This is a genomic window from Mycobacterium sp. 94-17, from assembly GCF_035617725.1.
GTDB lineage: Bacteria > Actinomycetota > Actinomycetes > Mycobacteriales > Mycobacteriaceae > Mycobacterium.
In genome coordinates, this window is record NZ_JAPIYN010000009.1 from 141,058 (window position 1) to 159,363 (window position 18,306).

17 protein-coding genes are annotated in these 18,306 nt (G+C 68.9%); 12 read left to right on the forward strand and 5 right to left on the reverse strand.

Annotated elements, in window-relative coordinates; translation table 11 throughout:
- Positions 1-106: 106 nt before the first annotated feature.
- The 4 genes from OQ789_RS13020 to modA form a co-directional block, all read right to left on the reverse strand.
- Positions 107-1,126, reverse strand: coding sequence for an alanine and proline-rich secreted protein Apa (locus tag OQ789_RS13020; RefSeq protein ID WP_324686273.1), 1,020 nt, complete (start codon positions 1,124-1,126; stop codon positions 107-109).
- Positions 1,127-1,247: 121 nt separating this feature from the next.
- Complete coding sequence (locus OQ789_RS13025; protein WP_324686274.1) at positions 1,248-2,351, reverse strand: sulfate/molybdate ABC transporter ATP-binding protein; 1,104 nt, start codon at positions 2,349-2,351, stop codon at positions 1,248-1,250.
- A gap of 2 nt (positions 2,352-2,353) precedes the next feature.
- The gene (locus OQ789_RS13030) at positions 2,354-3,148 is read right to left on the reverse strand and encodes an ABC transporter permease (RefSeq protein WP_324686276.1); all 795 of its coding nucleotides are present in this window, start codon (positions 3,146-3,148) and stop codon (positions 2,354-2,356) included.
- Positions 3,149-3,156: 8 nt separating this feature from the next.
- Positions 3,157-3,933 (reverse strand): molybdate ABC transporter substrate-binding protein, encoded by a 777-nt coding sequence (modA, locus tag OQ789_RS13035; RefSeq protein WP_324686277.1) that lies wholly within the window; start codon positions 3,931-3,933, stop codon positions 3,157-3,159.
- 182 nt (positions 3,934-4,115) lie between these two features.
- Between modA and OQ789_RS13040 the strand changes: the two genes are divergently transcribed.
- From OQ789_RS13040 to OQ789_RS13050, 3 genes are all read left to right on the forward strand, one after another.
- Entirely contained in the window at positions 4,116-4,793 is a 678-nt protein-coding gene (locus tag OQ789_RS13040) for an SDR family oxidoreductase (protein ID WP_324686279.1), read from the forward strand.
- A 51-nt stretch (positions 4,794-4,844) separates the two neighbouring features.
- Positions 4,845-5,762, forward strand: a complete 918-nt coding sequence (locus OQ789_RS13045) for an LLM class F420-dependent oxidoreductase (RefSeq protein ID WP_324686281.1) — start codon at positions 4,845-4,847, stop codon at positions 5,760-5,762.
- 179 nt (positions 5,763-5,941) lie between these two features.
- A complete protein-coding gene (locus OQ789_RS13050) occupies positions 5,942-7,327 on the forward strand; it encodes an NAD(P)/FAD-dependent oxidoreductase (protein WP_324686283.1) in 1,386 nt (461 codons plus the stop codon).
- 81 nt (positions 7,328-7,408) lie between these two features.
- Here the strand turns inward: OQ789_RS13050 and OQ789_RS13055 are convergent, their stop codons facing one another.
- Positions 7,409-7,837 carry a PaaI family thioesterase gene (locus OQ789_RS13055; protein WP_324686285.1) on the reverse strand — a complete coding sequence of 143 codons (429 nt, stop codon included), beginning with the start codon at positions 7,835-7,837 and terminating at the stop codon, positions 7,409-7,411.
- A 328-nt stretch (positions 7,838-8,165) separates the two neighbouring features.
- Here OQ789_RS13055 and OQ789_RS13060 point away from each other — a divergent pair, with 328 nt between their 5' ends.
- The 9 genes from OQ789_RS13060 to OQ789_RS13100 all read left to right on the forward strand — a co-directional run bounded on the left by OQ789_RS13060 (position 8,166) and on the right by OQ789_RS13100 (position 18,301).
- Positions 8,166-8,585 (forward strand): BlaI/MecI/CopY family transcriptional regulator, encoded by a 420-nt coding sequence (locus OQ789_RS13060; RefSeq protein WP_324686286.1) that lies wholly within the window; start codon positions 8,166-8,168, stop codon positions 8,583-8,585.
- Between the two features lie 14 nt (positions 8,586-8,599).
- Positions 8,600-9,550 (forward strand): M56 family metallopeptidase, encoded by a 951-nt coding sequence (locus OQ789_RS13065; protein WP_324686288.1) that lies wholly within the window; start codon positions 8,600-8,602, stop codon positions 9,548-9,550.
- A 100-nt stretch (positions 9,551-9,650) separates the two neighbouring features.
- A complete protein-coding gene (gene gndA / locus OQ789_RS13070; RefSeq protein WP_324686289.1) occupies positions 9,651-11,114 on the forward strand; it encodes an NADP-dependent phosphogluconate dehydrogenase in 1,464 nt (487 codons plus the stop codon).
- Positions 11,115-11,147: 33 nt separating this feature from the next.
- Positions 11,148-12,584, forward strand: a complete 1,437-nt coding sequence (locus OQ789_RS13075) for a GuaB1 family IMP dehydrogenase-related protein (protein ID WP_324686290.1) — start codon at positions 11,148-11,150, stop codon at positions 12,582-12,584.
- A 52-nt stretch (positions 12,585-12,636) separates the two neighbouring features.
- Entirely contained in the window at positions 12,637-12,909 is a 273-nt protein-coding gene (locus tag OQ789_RS13080; RefSeq protein ID WP_324686292.1) for an acyl carrier protein, read from the forward strand.
- Positions 12,906-14,471 carry a long-chain-fatty acid--ACP ligase MbtM gene (mbtM, locus tag OQ789_RS13085; RefSeq protein ID WP_324686294.1) on the forward strand — a complete coding sequence of 522 codons (1,566 nt, stop codon included), beginning with the start codon at positions 12,906-12,908 and terminating at the stop codon, positions 14,469-14,471. Before OQ789_RS13080 ends, mbtM begins: the two co-directional genes overlap by 4 nt.
- A gap of 15 nt (positions 14,472-14,486) precedes the next feature.
- Positions 14,487-15,644: a mycobactin biosynthesis acyl-ACP dehydrogenase MbtN gene (gene mbtN, locus OQ789_RS13090; protein ID WP_324686296.1), complete on the forward strand. Its 1,158-nt coding sequence runs from the start codon at positions 14,487-14,489 to the stop codon at positions 15,642-15,644.
- A gap of 249 nt (positions 15,645-15,893) precedes the next feature.
- Positions 15,894-17,264: a hemolysin family protein gene (locus tag OQ789_RS13095; RefSeq protein WP_324686297.1), complete on the forward strand. Its 1,371-nt coding sequence runs from the start codon at positions 15,894-15,896 to the stop codon at positions 17,262-17,264.
- On the forward strand, positions 17,261-18,301 hold the full coding sequence (locus OQ789_RS13100) for a hemolysin family protein (protein WP_324686298.1): 1,041 nt from the start codon (positions 17,261-17,263) through the stop codon (positions 18,299-18,301). Before OQ789_RS13095 ends, OQ789_RS13100 begins: the two co-directional genes overlap by 4 nt.
- Positions 18,302-18,306: the final 5 nt, after the last annotated feature.

Consider the following 18,306-nt stretch of genomic DNA (forward strand, 5'->3'; position numbering starts at 1 on the left):
TGGGCCGTCATTTCGGTATACCCAGTTTGGGTCACGAAATGAGTGCCGAATTGAAGACGGTTGACCCCTCGGTTTCGGCCGCGGGCGGGCCCGTCCAGCGGCGCGGTCAGGCCGAGAGTGTCTGCTGAGGTGCCGGTGTCGGAGTCGGAGTGACCTCGGAGGCCGGCGCGGGTGCACCCGGCGCGGCGGGAGCCGCAGGTGCGGGTGCCGCGGGAGCAGCAGGCGCCGGCGCGGGCGGACCAGGCGGCACGGGAGCGGCGGGTGCGGGTGCGGGTACGCCCGGTGCCGCGGGCGGGGCCGCAGGCGGTGTCCACGCCTGGATCGACTCGGTGAGCGCCTTGGCCGCCCCCCGGTCCACGGGGTCGTTGGAGGTTCCGAGCCACACCACGAACCAGCGTTGGGCGGTGCCGCCATTGGCCGAACCGATGACACCCGTCCAGATCTGGCCGTTCGGCTTGGCCGCGTCGCTGAACTTGACCTCGTAGTACGACGCGCTGCCGGTGCTCCCATTGCTCCCATTGAGCGGCGTGGCGTCCTGGTTGATCCGGGTGCCGGGATACGGCATGAAGAACTCACCCATGTCCGACCCGAGTCGCACCGCGGCCTTGGCGTTGTTGGCTTCCGCGCTGGCATACAGCTTTTGGTCCAGACGGCCCATCACGATACGAGTGTCGTTGGCGACCGCCGGTGGCTGGTCGGGCAGCGGCGGCGGGCCGGTGACCTTGCTCAGCAGCGCCGAGCCGTAGTCGAGGTGCGACGCGTCCGACTCCACCCAGCCGGCGGGCAGGACGTAGCTGAATCCGCCGACGGCGTTGGTGATCCGCCCCGCGTTCGGGTCGGCCGGCGGTGGCGGCGGCACATTCGGGTCGACGGGAGGCGGCGGCGCCACGATGGGGTTGGCCGGCGGCGGCGGGACCGCGTTCGGATCAGCCGGCGCCGGTTGCCCGTTCGGCCCAACCGGCGGGGCGGCGGCCGTGGTCGGCGGGACCGGCGTCGGCACCTCGGGGTCGGCGCTGGAAGGCGCCGGCAACGCGATGGCGACTGCGCTGGCGCCGGTCACCGTGGTGATTGCCAGCGTCGTCCACAGGCCTTTGCGACGGGTCGGGATCGGATCCACCTGCTCCATGGCGACGAACCTACCGTGTTACCGCTGTGGCGCAAGGAAGTATTGCTGACAATTGCGATGCAAATTCACCGATGTTGCCGATGTGCAATCCGTCGAAGCCCGGCGCCGACCGCCGAGCGCCTCACCCGGCCGCTGGATACAGCGACACCTCATGGGCCTTGACCGAGAACCACACTCGATCCCCGGGCACCAGTTGCAGCTCCGAGGCGGCGTCGACCGTGATCTCCGCGGCCAGGCCCGGGGCGCCGTCGGGTTGCTGCACGCCCCGCACCAACACCGCCCGTCCGCGGACATCCATTTCGGCCACGATGATCTCGACGGTGTTGCGGGGGCTGCCATGCGGGCGGTCGCGATAGACGGCCACCGCCGTCGGCGCGAACACGGCGGTCGCGCGCTGCTCCGGCGGACACGGTCCGCCGCTTCCCGCAGGGGCCGCATGCCAGCGGTCGCCGCCCTCAGCGCGCAGCGAGCCGTCACGATCGACCGTTCCGTTCACGAGGTTGATGCCCGCGATGCGGGCCGCGAAATGGCTGCGCGGTGCGGTCAGAACCTCCGCTACCGGGCCGATTTCGGCGATTCTGCCCGACTCCAGCACCAGCACGCGATCGGCCAGGGTGAACACGTCCAGCAGGTCGTGGGTGACCAGGATCGCCGCACAGCCGGTGCGGGTGATGACCTTGCGCAACACCGCTCGGATCGCGGCGGCCGCGGCGACATCGAGGCCGGCCAGCGGTTCGTCGAGCAGCAACACGTCGGGTTCGGCCGCCAGCGCGCGGGCGATCGCGACGCGCTGGGCCTGTCCACCGGACAGCTGTCGCGGTTTGCGGTCGGCAAAGCGCTCCGCATCCACCTCGCGCAGCCAGCGCAACGCCGTCGCCGCCCGGGCTGCACGAGCGGGGCGCCACCTCGGGTGCCGACTGTGCGGTCCGAAAGCGACATTGGCGGCAACGCTCATGTGCGGGAACAGCAACGCGTCCTGCAGCAGCAACCCGACGCGGCGGTCGTGCGTCGCCACGTCTATTCCGGCCGCGATGTCGGTCAAGGTCCGATCCCCCACCCGCACCACCCCGGCGTCGGGACGAAGCAGCCCCGCGATGACATGCAGCACGGTCGATTTGCCCGCCCCGTTGGGTCCGAGCACCGCGAGCACCTCGCCGGCGGACACGGAGAATTCCACGTCCACCTGGCGGTCCGCGGCGACCGCGCGCAGCTGCAATCCGGTCATGGTTACCTTGTGTCGGTTCCGGTCAGCCGGCGAGTGCCGAGGCCCAGCACCACCAGTGCGGCCACCACCACCAGCAGGATCGACAGCGCCACAGCGGCATCGGCGTCGGTCACCCGCTGCAGGTAAATCTCCAGCGGCAGCGTGCGGGTCACCCCTTGCCGGGATCCGGCGAACGTCAGCGTCGCGCCGAACTCACCCAGCGAGCGGGCGAAGGCCAGCACCGCCCCCGACACCACTCCGGGCAACAGCAACGGCAGGGTGACGCGCCACCAGACGACGCTCGGACGTGCCCCCAGCGTCGCGGCCACCACCTCGAAATCGGCTCCAGCGGTACGCGCCGCACCCTCCAGGGAAAGCACCAGGAATGGCAGCGAGACGAAGGTCTGCGCCAGCACTACGGCGGTGGTACTGAACGCGATCCTGACACCGGCGGCTTCCAGGTATCGCCCGAGCAATCCGAGCCGGCCGAACGCGTACAGCAGTGCGATTCCGCCCACCACCGGCGGCAGCACGAGGGGCAGCAGGATCAGCGGCCGAAGCAGCCGGATCACCCGCGCCGTGCTACGGGCCAGCACCAATGCCATCGGCACCCCCAGGGCCATGCATAGCGCCGTGCTGGCGCCGGCGGTCTTCAGGCTCAGCAACAACGCGGTCCGCGACGATGAGCCGGTGATCAGCGACCAGAAATGCGGCCAGTCGACCTTGACCGCGATGGCCAGCAGCGGCAGCAGCACGAAGGCGGTCCCCACCGCCGCGGGGACATACACCCAGCGGGGCAGATCCGTCGGCCGGTGCATCGGCGGCGTCAGGGCCTGGCGAAGCCGGCCTGGGCCAGGACCTGCTGCCCGGTCTGCGAGGTGACCAGGTCGACGAATTTCTGCGCGGGCGCGGCGAGGGGCGCCTTCTTCAGTACCGCGATGGGATAGACGTTCACCGCGCCGGCGGCCTCGGGGAACGTGAGGGTCGCCACCTTGTCGCCGGCGGACTTCGCGTCCGTGACATAGACGAGGGCCGCGTCGGCCTGGCCGCTGGTGACCTTGTTGAGGGCATCGGTCACGCTGAGTTCCTCGCTGACCGGACGCAGGCGCACCCCCGTGCTGTCTTCGACGCGCTGCGTCGCCGCCCCGCACGGCACGGGTTGCTGGCAGATCACCACGGTGAGGCCCGGCTCGGTCAGATCGCTGAAGGACGCGATCTTCTTCGGGTTGCCGGGCGCTGTGACGATGACCAGCGTGTTGGATGCGAAGTTCGTCGGATTGCCGCTCAGCAGGCCGGCCTTGGCGACTGTGTCCATCTGGGCGGTGTCGGCCGAGGCGAAGACGTCGGCGGTGGCCCCCTGCGTCAACTGGGTCGCCAGGTCGGAGGAGCCGGCGAACTCGAAGTCGACCCCGACGCCCGGATTCTGGTTCTTGAACTGCTGGCCAATCTTGGTGAACGCGGTCTTGAGCGACGCCGCGGCGAACACCACAACCTTGCCGGATTGCCGGGAGGCCGGCGGGGCGGGCGATTTCGGACTACACCCGATCAGACCCGCTACCAGCACCGTCGACACCATGGCGGCCAGGATCGGGATCCGACGCATGAATGGACCCTAGCCCGCCGATGATGCGGTGCGCTCGGCGGTTGAATCGCCGCAAGAAAGTGGCGGCCGAATAGTTATGCAAATGATCCGCGAGTCGCGCCGCCGAAAGTTTCGCCATCTAGCTACTGTCCAGTAACATCGTGAAAATCGACGCCAGAGCGCGCGTGAGCATGAGGGAGGTTATGGCGGTGGAGGTACTGGTTACCGGCGGAGACACGGACTTGGGCCGCACGGTGGCCGAGGGCTTCCGCGACGACGGCCACAAAGTGACCCTGGTGGGCGCACGCAAGAGCGAACTGGAGATCGCCGCGAAGGAACTCGAGGTCGAGGCGATCGTCTGCGACACCACCGACCCGGCCAGCCTCGAAGAGGCCCGCCCCCTGTTCCCGCATCATCTGGACACCATCGTCAACGTGCCTGCGCCCGCCTGGGACGCCGGCGACCCGCGCACCTACTCGCTTGCCGATACGGCCGGCGCGTGGCGCAACGTCCTTGAGTCGACCGTGCTTTCGGCGGTGCTGACCGTCCAGGCCGTCGGCGACCACCTGCGTTCGGGCGGCTCCATCATCAGCGTGGTGCCCGAGAATCCGCCGGCGGGAAGCGCGGACGCCGCGATCAAGGCGACGCTGTCGAACTGGACCGCCGGCCAGGCAAACATATTCGGGACCCGCGGGATCACAGTCAACGTCGTGGCGAGTGGACGCAGCGCGGAGGCCGGCTACGACGGACTCTCCCGCACGCCGGCGCCGGTGGCCTCCGAGGTCGCCCGGCTGGCGTTGTTCTTGACCACACCGGCGGCCCGCCACATCACCGGCCAGACGCTGCACGTGAGCCACGGCGCCCTTGCTCGTTTCGCCTGAGGCGTAGCGCGAACCCTTCTCCCGGGCCCGGCCCGTCGCTACGGTGATTCTGTGGCTATTCGACTCGGTCTGCAGATTCCCAACTTTTCCTACGGCACCGGGGTCGACCGACTCTTCCCCACCGTCATCGCCCAAGCCCGCGAGGCCGAATCCGCCGGATTCGACTCGGTTTTCGTGATGGACCACTTCTATCAACTGCCGATGCTCGGGTCGCCCGACCAGCCGATGCTGGAGGCCTACACCGCCCTGGGGGCGCTGGCCACCGCCACCGAGCGGGTGCAGCTGGGCACCTTGGTGACCGGCAACACCTACCGGCACCCGAGCCTGCTCGCGAAGACCATCACCACGCTGGACGTCGTGAGCCAGGGCCGGGCGATTCTGGGGATCGGCACCGGATGGTTCCAGCTGGAGCACGATCAGCTGGGCTTCGAATTCGGGACCTTCACCGACAGATTCAACCGGCTCGACGAGGCCCTGGAGATCATCCTGCCGATGATCAAGGGTGAACGGGCCACCTTCTCGGGCAAGTGGTATCAAACCAGCGAGGCGTTCGCCAATCCCCGCTTGCGGGACCACATTCCGCTGATGATCGGCGGCAGCGGGGAGAAGAAGACGATCCCGCTCGCCGCGAGGCATTTCGACCACCTCAACGTGATCGCGGGTTTCGACGAGCTGCCGCGCAAGCTGGACGTGGTGCGCCGGTCCTGCGAGGAGGTGGGCCGCGACCCCGCCACCCTGGAAACCAGCACGCTGACCACGGTGCTGATCGACGAAAACGTGAGTGCCGACCAGGTCCCCGCCGAGATGAAGCAGCGGATGGTGTCCGGCACGCCGGACGCGGTCGCCGATCAGATCAAGACCAAGGTGATCGACGCGGGCGTCGACGGCGTCATCATCAACCTGCCGTTCTATACGCCCGGCATCGTTGCTGCGGCCGGCGAAGCGCTGCGCCCACTCGTGGGCCTGTAAGGCCTTTCGCCGCGGCCGCAGGTCGGACATGACGAGTATCACGTCCGACGAAGAGCAGTGATACTGACGATGTGTTTGATTACACATGTTGCCAGTTAGGTTTGCGGGTATTCGCCTGACTAGCGTGGTATCTGAGTGCAGTCGCGCCTCGGAAAAGCCCCCGTCAGGAGCAGCGGAATATGAGCCCCCAGCCAAGTACCACAGCTGGATCGGAGCGCCGTCACCAGGTCGTCATCATCGGCTCCGGGTTCGGCGGTCTGAACGCGGCCAAGAAGCTCAAGCACGCCAACATCGACATCAAACTGATTGCTCGCACCACCCACCACCTGTTCCAGCCGTTGCTGTACCAGGTGGCCACCGGCATTGTGTCCGAAGGCGATATCGCACCCCCCACCCGCGTCGTGCTGCGCCGGCAGCGCAACGTCCAGGTGCTGCTCGGCGACGTCACCCACATCGACCTCGAGGGCAAATTCGTGGTGTCCGACCTGCTCGGACACACCTACGACACCCCCTACGACAGCCTGATCATCGCCGCCGGCGCAGGCCAGTCCTATTTCGGCAACGACCATTTCGCCGAGTTCGCGCCGGGCATGAAGTCGATTGACGACGCGCTCGAGGTGCGCGGCCGGATCCTGAGCGCCTTCGAACAGGCCGAGCGGTCCCGCGACCCGGAACGACGCGCCAAGCTGCTGACGTTCACCGTGATCGGGGCGGGCCCCACCGGCGTCGAAATGGCCGGGCAGATAGCGGAATTGGCGTCATACACGCTGAAAGGCTCGTTCCGGCACATCGACTCGACCAAAGCGCGGGTGATCCTGCTCGACGCCGCCCCCGCCGTGCTGCCGCCGTTCGGCGACAAGCTCGGTGAGCGCGCGGCGGCCCGGCTGGAGAAGCTGGGCGTGGAGATCCAGCTGGGCGCGATGGTGACCGACGTCGACCGCAACGGCATCACCGTCAAGGATTCCGACGGCACCCTCCGGCGCATCGAATCGGCCTGCAAGGTCTGGTCCGCCGGCGTGGCAGCCAGCCCGCTGGGGCGCGATCTCGCCGACCAGTCGTCCGTCGAGCTGGACCGCGCGGGCCGCGTCAAGGTGCTGCCCGACCTGTCAGTCCCCGGCCACCCGAACGTATTCGTCATCGGCGACCTGGCTGCCGTCGAAGGCGTGCCGGGAGTGGCGCAGGGCGCCATTCAGGGCGCCAAGTACGTCGCGAACACCATCAGGGCCGAACTCGGCGGCGCCGACCCCGCCGGCCGCGAGCCGTTCCAGTACTTCGACAAGGGCTCCATGGCCACGGTGTCGCGCTTCTCCGCGGTCGCCAAGATCGGTCCGCTCGAGTTCAGCGGTCTCTTCGCCTGGTTCGCGTGGCTGGTGCTGCACCTGGTCTACCTCGTCGGGTTCAAGACCAAGGTCAGCACGCTGCTGTCCTGGACGGTGACATTCCTGAGCACCCGGCGCGGCCAGCTCACCATCACCGAGCAGCAGGCGTTCGCGCGGACCCGGCTCGAACAGCTGGCCGTGGTGGCCGCCGAGGCCAACCGGCCGGCGGCCAGGCGGGCCAGCTAGCCCGTCACCGCCGGGCATCCTATAATCGGGCATCCTTTAATAAGGTTGCCGCACAGTGCATTTCGGTTGAACGCCGGATGATCAGCCTTCGCGAACCTCCAGATTCTGCAGCCGCACCTGACCGCGGGCGACCACCCGGTCGTCGCTGTCGGTGATGGTGACCAGCCACAATTGCTGACGTCGCCCACGATGGATGGGTTCGACGGCGCCGTACACCATGCCCGACCCGATGGAGCGCAGGAAATCGGTGTTGTTGTTGACCCCCACCACATTTCCGCCGCCGCGGGTAGCCAACCAGGTGTAGGCGGCCACGCTGGCCATGCTCTCGATCATGGCGCAGTAAACGCCGCCGTGAACCAAACCCATCGGTTGCAACAGCTTAGGTGTGACCTCGAGCTGCGCGCGGGCGCCGTCGGGGCTGAGTTCGGTGAACCGCAGCCCGATCTCGCGGTCGAAGGGCGCGGCGAAGTCCGGGGGCAGGATCGTTTTCTGCGGCTCTGACACGTCCATGTGTCTACACCATGGCCACTCCGGGCCGAATGCAACCCGAAACGGCCCTATACAGCCCGGAAAACGGCTGAGCCCCGTGCCACATGGGCACGGGGCTCGCCGATCGAGTAGACCGGGGGTCGCTGCAGCCCTCAGGACTCTCGCACGGTCCGTTATCGCTCGACTCGATTAGCATAGGCAAGGCTGCCCTAACTTCGCAAGCGGTATTGTCCGTCTTGTTCGCGACGGTGGCGCGCGGCGGCCGGCACAGTGATTCGCCCGCCTTCGGTACGACCGCCGGTAGTAAGCCGGAGTACGCTTGACCCGACTCTCAGGAGATGAACGAACTATGGCGAAACTGACCCGGCTGGGGGAGCTAGAACGCGCCGTCATGGACCATCTGTGGTCCACACCCGAGCCGCAGACCGTTCGCCAGGTCCATGAGGAGTTGTCGACACGACGCGACCTGGCCTATACCACGATCATGACCGTGCTGCAGCGATTGGCGAAGAAGAACCTGGTCTCCCAGATCCGTGACGACCGGGCGCACCGGTACGCGCCGGTGCACGGTCGCGACGAGTTGGTCGCCGGGCTCATGGTGGACGCGCTGGCCCAGGCAGAGGACCCGGGAGGGCGGCAGGCCGCGCTCGTGCACTTCGTCGAGCGTGTCGGCGCCGACGAGGCGGAGGCGCTGCGACGCGCACTCGCCGAACTGGAGGCCGGTCAACGCAACAACTCGCGATCTGCTGGCGCTGCACCCGAGGGCTGAGGGACACTGGTGATGTGTCCGCGGTGGCTTTCACCATTCTCGCAGTGCTTTTGACCGGCCCGGTGCCGGCCATGCTGGCACGCGCGCGCTGGCCGCTACGCGCCCCCCGCGCCGCCATGGTGCTCTGGCAAGCGGTCGCGCTGGCCGCCGTCCTGTCGGCGTTCAGCGCCGGCATCGCGATCGCGACTCGCTTGCTGATGCCCGGCCGAGACGGGCGACCCACCACGAGCATTGTCGGCGCGGAACACCGGCTCGGCTGGCCGCTGTGGGTGGCATACGTCAGCGTTTTCGCCCTGACCGTGCTGGTCGGCGCCCGATTGATGGTCGCCGTGGTCCGGGTGGCCATCGCCAACCGGAGACGACGGGCCCACCACCGGATGGTGGTCGACCTGGTCGGAGTCGGCCATGGCGCGACGCTGTCCCAGCCGTGCGGCCGCACGCGCGATCTTCGCGTGCTGGACGTGCCGCAACCGCTCGCCTACTGCCTGCCCGGCGTGCGCAGCCGCGTGGTGGTCAGCGAGGGAACGCTCAATACGCTCGGCGACTCGGAAGTCGCGGCGATCCTGACGCACGAGCGCTCCCACCTGCGGGCCCGGCACGACCTTGTGCTGGAGGCTTTCACGGCGCTGCATGCCGCTTTTCCGCGGTTGGTCCGCAGCGCCAATGCGCTGGGCGCGGTTCAACTTCTGGTCGAGCTACTCGCCGACGACGCGGCGGTCCGCGCCGCGGGCCGCGCTCCCCTGGCCCGGGCGCTGGTCGCGTGCGCGTCGGGGCGGGCTCCGTCGGGCGCACTCGCGGCCGGCGGGCCGAGCACGGTGCTGCGGGTGCGGCGACTGGGCGGACGCGGCAACAGCCGACGGCTGTCGGCGGCCGCGTACCTGGCGGCGGCCGGGATCTTCGTGGTGCCCACCATCGCGTTGGCCGTTCCGTGGCTCACCGAACTGGAACGGTTGGTCAACCTCTGACACAGCCGAGAGCGGATCACCTCGGCTGCTCAACCGTGCGCTGTGCCACAGTGTCACCGAAAGCTTTTCGTAAGAGTTTCTCCGATTGAGAGGCGAGAACATGAGTTCGTCGGATTCCCGTTCCACGACCGGCACCGCCCAGATCGGCGTCACCGGCCTGGCCGTGATGGGCTCCAACCTCGCCCGCAACTTCGCCCGGCACGGTTACACCGTGGCGCTGCACAACCGCTCGATCGCCAAAACCGACGCGCTGCTCGAAGAGCACGGCGACGACGGCAAGTTCGTCCGATCCGAGACCATCGCCGAATTCCTGGACGCGCTGGAAAAGCCGCGACGGGTGATCATCATGGTGAAAGCCGGCGACCCCACCGACGCCGTCATCAACGAGCTCGCCGACGCGATGGAAGAAGGCGACATCATCATCGACGGCGGAAACGCCCTCTACACCGACACGATTCGCCGCGAACAGGCCATCAGCGAGCGTGGACTGCACTTCGTCGGCGCCGGGATCTCCGGCGGTGAGGAGGGCGCCCTGAACGGTCCGTCGATCATGCCGGGCGGACCGGCCGAGTCCTACACGTCCCTGGGCCCGTTGCTCGAGGAGATCTCCGCACACGTCGACGGGGTGCCGTGCTGCACCCACATCGGCCCCGACGGCGCCGGGCACTTCGTCAAGATGGTGCACAACGGCATCGAGTACTCCGACATGCAGCTGATCGGCGAGGCGTACCAGTTGCTGCGCGACGGGCTCGGCAAGTCCGCGCCCGAGATCGCCGACGTCTTCGCCGAGTGGAACTCCGGCGATCTGGACAGCTTCCTGATCGAGATCACCGCCCAGGTGCTCCGCCAGACGGACGCCAAGACCGGTAAGGCGCTGGTGGACCTCATCCTCGACGAGGCCGAGCAGAAGGGCACCGGGCGCTGGACGGTCAAGTCGGCGCTCGACCTCGGGGTGCCGGTGACCGGTATCGCCGAGGCGGTGTTCGCCCGCGCCCTGTCCGGGTCGGTCGCCCAGCGCAAAGCGACCACCGGCCTGGCTTCCGGCCGTCTCGGCGAGAAGCCAAGCGACACAGAACAATTCATCGATGATGTGAGCAAGGCGCTGTATGCGTCGAAGATCATCGCCTACGCGCAGGGCTTCAACCAGATCCAGGCGGGCAGCGCCGAGTACGACTGGGACATCACCCCGGGGGACATGGCGACGATCTGGCGCGGTGGCTGCATCATCCGCGCCAAGTTCCTCAACCGGATCAAGGAGGCGTTCGACGCCGACCCCGACCTGCCGTCGCTGATCGTCGCGCCCTACTTCCGCAGCGCCATCGAGGAATCCATCGACGGCTGGCGCCGTGTCGTGGTCAAGGCCACCGAGCTCGGCATCCCGATCCCGGGCTTTTCCTCGGCGCTGTCGTACTACGACGCGCTGCGCACCGAGCGGCTGCCGGCCGCGCTCACCCAGGGTCTCCGGGACTTCTTCGGCGCGCACACCTACGGCCGGATCGACGACGACCCGGACAAGCGCTTCCACACGCTGTGGAGCGGAGACCGCACCGAGGTGCCGGCGTAGCCGAAGGGGGCTCGAGTTGGTGGGGCGACTGCGATGAGGTTTCTCGACGGGCACAGGCCCGCATACGATTTGACCTACAACGACGTATTCGTGATGCCGAATCGCTCGGAGGTCGCCTCCCGCTTCGACGTCGACCTGTCCACCGCGGACGGCTCGGGCACCACCATCCCGGTCGTCGTCGCCAACATGACCGCGGTGGCGGGACGGCGGATGGCCGAAACCGTGGCGCGGCGCGGCGGACTCGTCATCTTGCCGCAGGACATTCCGATCACCGCGGTGCAGCAGACGGTGGAGTTCGTCAAGAGTCGTGACCTGGTTCTCGACACCCCCGTCGTGCTCGCACCCGACGACTCGGTGTCCGACGCGACGGCGCTGATCCACAAGCGCGCGCACGGTGTCGCCGTGGTCGCCTTCGAGGGCCGCCCGGTCGGTCTGGTCAGCGAATCGTCGTGCCTCGGCGTGGATCGCTTCACCCGGGTGCGCGACGTCGCGATGACCGACTTCGTCACCGCCCCGGTCGGCACCGATCCGCGCAAGGTCTTCGATCTGCTCGAGCAGTCACACATCGGCGTGGCGGTCGTGACCAACGTCGACGGCACGCTGGCGGGCGTGTTGACCCGCACCGGCGCCATCCGCGCGGGCCTGTACGCCCCGGCCGTCGACGGGCGGGGCCGGCTGCGGGTGGGCGCTGCCATCGGCATCAACGGCGACGTCGGAGCGAAGGCGCGATCGCTGGTCGAGGCCGGCATCGACCTGCTGGTCATCGACACGGCGCATGGGCATCAGGTCAAGACGATCGAGGCGATCCGCACGGTGGCGGGGCTGCGGCTGGGGGTCCCGCTGGCGGCGGGCAACGTCGTCTCGGCGGAGGGCACCCGCGATCTGCTGGAGGCGGGAGCGAACATCGTGAAGGTCGGCGTCGGACCGGGTGCGATGTGCACCACCCGGATGATGACCGGTGTGGGCCGCCCGCAATTCTCCGCCGTCGTCGAATGTGCTTTGGCGGCAAGGGAATTGGGCGGACATGTGTGGGCCGACGGCGGCATCCGGCATCCACGCGACGTGGCGCTGGCGCTGGCCGCCGGGGCGTCCAACGTGATGATCGGGTCGTGGTTCGCCGGGACCTATGAGTCGCCCGGCGACCTGATGCGCGACCGCGACGACCAGCCGTACAAGGAGAGCTACGGCATGGCGTCCAAGCGGGCGGTGGTCGCGCGCAGCGGGGCGGACACCGCGTTCGACCGGGCGCGCAAAGCCCTGTTCGAGGAAGGCATTTCGACGTCCCGGATGGGGCTGGATCCGGCCCGCGGCGGCGTCGAGGATCTGCTCGATCACATCACCTCGGGAGTGCGTAGCACGTGCACCTACGTCGGTGCCGCCAACCTGGCGCAGCTGCACGAGCGCGTCGTGGTCGGGGTGCAGTCGACGGCGGGGTTCGCCGAGGGGCATCCGCTTCCGCAGGGGTGGTGACGCAGGGGTAAGGCTAGCCTTGCCTAATGAGGGCCTGCTACCCTACTGCGCCATGACCTCCTCTACCCCTACCCCTTCGGTCTCCCCGTCCGTGGTCAACCCCGAGCTGCTGAGCGTCCTGCGCGACGACCTCAACGTCGACCCGTCCCGTGTCACACCGGACGCCCGGCTCATCGACGACGTCGGACTGGATTCGGTGGCCTTCGCCGTGGGCATGGTGGCGATCGAAGAGCGGCTGGGCGTGACCCTGTCGGAGGAGGAACTGCTGAACTGCGATACGGTCGGCGACCTGCAGGCCGCGATCGGCGCGAAAACTGCGCGATGAGCACGCTGGCCACGGCGTTGACCGACTCGATGCGCACGGGCACCAGCGAACTGGTGGTGTTCGACCGCGAGACGTCGACCTGGGCCCACCACCCCTGGCCGGAAGTGCACGGGCTGGCCGAGAGCATTGCCGGTTGGCTGCTGGACCGGGGACGTCCCGCCACGCTGGGGCTCGTCGGTGAACCGACACTCGAGTTCGTCGCGGCAATACAGGGCGCGTGGCTGACGGGGGCCGGCGTGTCGGTCCTGCCCGGTCCAGTGCGCGGCGCCGAGGGCCGGCGGTGGGCCGAGGCGACGCTGACGCGCTTCGGCGGAATCGGTGTGCGCACGGTGCTCAGCCACGGCTCGCATCTGGACGGCCTACAGTCGGTGGATCCCTCCGGGCCCGGTGATATGGCCATCGAAGACCTTGCGGCAGCGGCACATACGAGCCGCTCGGGGCCGTTGGTGATCCCCGAAAGCCAGAACCCGGCAATCCTGCAGGGCACGGCGGGCTCCACTGGCTCGCCCAAGACGGCCGTGCTCTCGCCGGCCGCGGTGCTGGCCAATTTGCGGGGACTCAATCAGCGCCTGGGCGTGACTTCGGCCGACGTCGGCTGTTCGTGGCTGCCCCTGTACCACGACATGGGCCTGTCGTTCCTGCTCGCCTCGGCGCTGGGCGGCATGTCGCTATGGCTGGCGCCCACAACGGCTTTCACGGCCTCACCGTTTCGCTGGCTGGGCTGGCTGTCGGAAAGCCGCGCGACCATCACCGCGGCGCCCAACTTCGCCTACAACCTGCTGGGCAAGTATGCGCGCCGGATATCCGACATCGACCTGGGCGCGGTGCGGGTGGCGATCAACGGCGGCGAACCGGTCGACTGCGAAGGGTATCAACGGTTCACCGACGCGATGGCCCCGTTCGGATTCGACGCCGGCGCCGCCGCCCCGTCCTACGGGCTGGCCGAGTCGACCTGCGCCGTCACCGTCCCGGCGCCGGGCAGCGGGCTGCGCTTCGCCGGCGTCACCGACGAGGCGGGTACGCATCGCCACGCGGTGCTGGGCGAGCCGATTCCGGGCACCGAAATCCGGATCTCGCCTCGTGATGACGCACCGGACGGGATCGGTGAGATCGAGATCCGGGGGGCGTCGATGATGGACGGCTACCTCGGTCACCCACCCGTCGACCGCGAAGAATGGTTTCCCACCGGCGATCTCGGCTTCTTCGGCGAGGGCGGACTGGTGGTGTGCGGCCGGGCCAAGGAACTGATCACCATCGCCGGCCGCAACATCTTCCCGACCGAGATCGAGACGGCCGCCGCCGAGGTGCGCGGGGTGCGCGAGGGTGCCGTGGTGGCGCTGGCCACCGGCGAACGATCGGCGCGTCCCGGCCTGATCGTGGCCGCCGAGTTCCGTGGGCCGGACGAGGCGGGCGCGCGCGCGGACGTCGTGCGGCGCGTCGCCTCCGTGTGCGGCGTCGTCCCTTCGCAGGTGATCTTCATGTCACCGGGCTCGCTGCCGCGCACGTCGTCGGGCAAACTGCGCCGGCTCGAGGTCCGGCGCTCTCTGGAAGCGGTGGACTAGGTGACGACGACATCGATGACGACCGAGAGCAGCCTCGAGGACTACCGGAGCCTGCTCGCCGAGGCTTTCGACGACAAGGTCGTGGCGTGGACGCGGGAAGCCGAAGCACGGCAACGCTTTCCGCGTGAGCTGATCGAACACCTGGGGGCCCGGGGGGTGTTCAGCCAGAAGTGGGCCGGGCCGCTGCCCGACGTGGCCAGGCTGGTGGAACTCGCGCTCGCGCTGGGCCGACTGTCGTCGGCCGGGATCGGGGTCGGGGTCAGCCTGCACGACTCGGCCATCTGCGTGCTGCGCCGCTTCGGCAAGTCGGAGTACCTCAAGGACATCTGCGAGCGGGCGATCCGCGGTGAGGCGGTGCTGTGCATCGGCGCCTCCGAGGAGTCGGGAGGCTCGGACCTGCAAATCGTCCGGACCGAGATATCTTCTCGGAACGGCGGTTTCGATGTGCGCGGGATCAAGAAGTTCGTGTCGCTGTCCCCCATCGCCGATCACATCATGGTGGTGGCGCGCAGCGTCGACCACGACTCGAGCAGCACACACGGCAACGTCGCGCTGATCGCGGTGCCGACCGCCCAGGTCAGCGTGCAACGGCCTTACCACAAGGTCGGTGCCGGGCCGCTGGACACCGCCGCCGTGCACATCGACACCTGGGTGCCTTCCGACGCCCTGGTCGCCCGCGCCGGCACCGGACTGGCCGCGATCAGCTGGGCACTCGCGCATGAGCGCATGTCGATCGCGGGGCAGATCGCCGCCTCCTGCCAGCGGGCGATCGGAATCACGTTGGCGCGCATGATGACCCGCCGGCAGTTTGGCCACACGCTGTTCGAGCACCAGGCGTTGCGGCTGCGGATCGCGGATCTGCAGGCGCGCGTCGATCTGCTGCGGCACGCGCTCAACGGCATCGCGGCTCAGGGCCGGCTGGACCTCCGCGCGGCCGCGGGGGTCAAGGTGACGGCGGCACGCCTTGGCGAAGAGGTGATTTCGGAGTGCATGCACATTTTCGGCGGGTCGGGTTACCTCGTCGATGAGACGCCGCTGGGGGCGTGGTGGCGCGACATGAAGCTGGCCCGGGTCGGCGGCGGCACCGACGAGGTGCTGTGGGAGTTGGTGGCGGCCGGGATGACGCCGGACTATCGCGGCTACGAGTCGGTGGTCGGCGCTTCCAATCCGTGAGCCGCGGCCCGGCCGCGACTGGTAGCCCCGCGTGGTCGCGGCCCGGGCTAGCATAGGGCAGCAAAGACGGACGCAATCGCGACCGACTCCACCACCGGGCAGCGAAGGGATCGACGTGCCGCAGGCACCCGTGCCAGCTATCGGCTTGCGGGCGCACGGGCCGTCTGACGAATCGGCCGATGCGGAGCCTCCTTCCGCGCCGCCCGCGCTCCGCACGCCCTTCCTCCCGGCCCGCCGGCGGCGCAGGCCATGAACGTCACCGTCACCGTGATCAGCGTCGTGGCGATCGCGGTGCTCATCTTCGGCAACGCCGTCTTCGTCGCCGCGGAGTTCTCGCTGACCACCCTGGACCGCAGCGCGGTCGAGGCGAACGCGCGCGGCGGCGGACGCCGCGACCGCTGGATCCGCCGCGCGCATCACCGGCTGTCGTTTCAACTGTCGGGCGCCCAGTTGGGCATCTCGGTCACCACGCTGGCGGCCGGCTACCTGACCGATCCGATGGTGGACGACCTGCCCCACCCGTGGCTGGATGCGCTGGGCATATCCGACAGCGTCGGCGATGCCATCATGGCCTTCCTGGCGCTGCTGATCGTGACGTCGGTGTCGATGGTGTTCGGTGAGCTGGTCCCCAAATACCTGGCGGTGGCCCGTCCGCTGTCGACGGCCCGCACCGTGGTCAGCGCCCAGCTGTTGTTCTCGCTGCTGCTCACCCCGGCGATCCGGCTGACCAACGGCGCGGCCAACTGGATCGTGCGCCGGCTCGGCGTGGAACCGGCCGAGGAGCTGCGGTCGGCCCGGTCGCCGCAAGAGCTGTTGTCGCTGGTGCGTTCGTCGGCGCGCAGCGGTGCGCTGGATCCCGCCACGGCGGCCCTGGTGCGCCGATCTTTGCAGTTCGGCACCCTGAGCGCCGAGGAGCTGATGACGCCCCGGTCCAAGATCGTGGCGCTGCAGACCGACGATACGGTCGCCGACCTGGCGACCGCGGCCGTCGAGTCCGGCTTCTCCCGCTTCCCCATCGTCGACGGCGACCTCGACGAGACGGTCGGCATCGTGCACGTCAAGCAGGTATTCGCGATCCCGCGGACCGAACGGCCCCACACCCGCCTGATCACGGTGGCCCAGTCCGTTCCCAAGGTGCCGTCCACCCTGGACGGCGACGCGGTGATGGCCGAGATCCGGGCCAACAACCTGCAAACCGCACTGGTGGTCGACGAATACGGCGGCACCGCGGGCATGGTGACCGTCGAGGACCTGATCGAAGAGATCGTCGGCGATGTCCGCGACGAGCACGACGACGCGACTCCGGATGTGGTGCCCGCCGGCACCGGCTGGCGGGTGTCGGGCCTGCTGCGCATCGATGAGGTGGCCGCCGCCACCGGGTTTCGGGCGCCCGAGGGCCCCTACGAGACCATCGGCGGGCTGGTGCTGCGGGAGATCGGGCACATTCCGGTGGCCGGTGACACCGTCAAGCTGCCCGCGTTGGACGCCGACGGCTTGCTGGCCGTGGCGACGCACTGGCAGGCGACCGTCATCCGGATGGACGGACGCCGGATCGACCTGCTCGAACTCGTCGAGTTGAGCACTCACGGTGACGTCCCCGCGACGGGGGCACACCGATGAGCGACACCATGGGCGCGTTGCTGGCCTGCCTGCTGATCGCGGTGAACGCGTTCTTCGTCGGGGCGGAGTTCTCGCTGATCTCCGCACGGCGCGACCGTCTCGAGGCGCTGGCCGAACAGGGCAAGGCGGCCGCGGTCGCGGTGATCCGTGCCGGGGAGCAACTGCCGTCCATGCTGGCAGGCGCCCAGCTGGGCGTCACGGCCGCGTCCCTGCTGCTCGGGCGGATCGGCGAGTCGGCGGTATCCAGCCTGTTGCGAACTGCGTTGGGGCTCACCGGGATTCACGCGACGCTGCTGCACACGCTGTCATTCGTGATCGCGCTGGCCATCGTGGTGACGCTGCATGTGCTGCTGGGCGAGATGGTGCCGAAGAATATCGCGCTGGCCGGCCCGGAGCGCACCGCGATGCTGCTCGTCCCGCCGTATCTGGCGTACGTGCGGGCCGCCCGGCCGTTCATCGTGTTCTACGACAAGTGCGCCAGCGTGGTGGTGCGCGCGTTCGGCGTCGAACCCAAGGACGAGCTGGAGATCACGGTGTCCCCCGTCGAGCTCAGCGAGATGATCGCCGAATCGGAGTCCGAAGGCCTGCTGGACCGGGAGGAACACACGCGGCTCACCCGGGCGCTGCAAATTCGCCACCGCGTGGTTGGCGACGTCGCGGTGCCCCTGGCGGACGTGCATGCCGTGCCGGTCGCCGCGGCGGGATCGGGGCCGACGGTGGGGGCGGTCGAGCAGGCCCTGGCCCAGACCGGCTACTCCCGCTTCCCGGTGGCCAGTGTCGGCGGCGCGTTCGTCGGATATCTGCACATCAAGGACGTGCTGACGCTCGGCGACGATCCGCAGACGGTCATCGACCTGGCAATGGTCCGGGCGCTGCCGCGGCTGTCCCGGTCGCTGCCGTTGGCCGACGCCCTGTCCCGGATGCGCCGCAGCAACAGCCATCTGGCGTTGGTGACCGATGAGGGCGGGGGCGTGGTGGCGATGGTGGCGATGGAGGACCTGGTTGAGGACCTGGTCGGCACCATGCGGGAGGCGTAGCGACA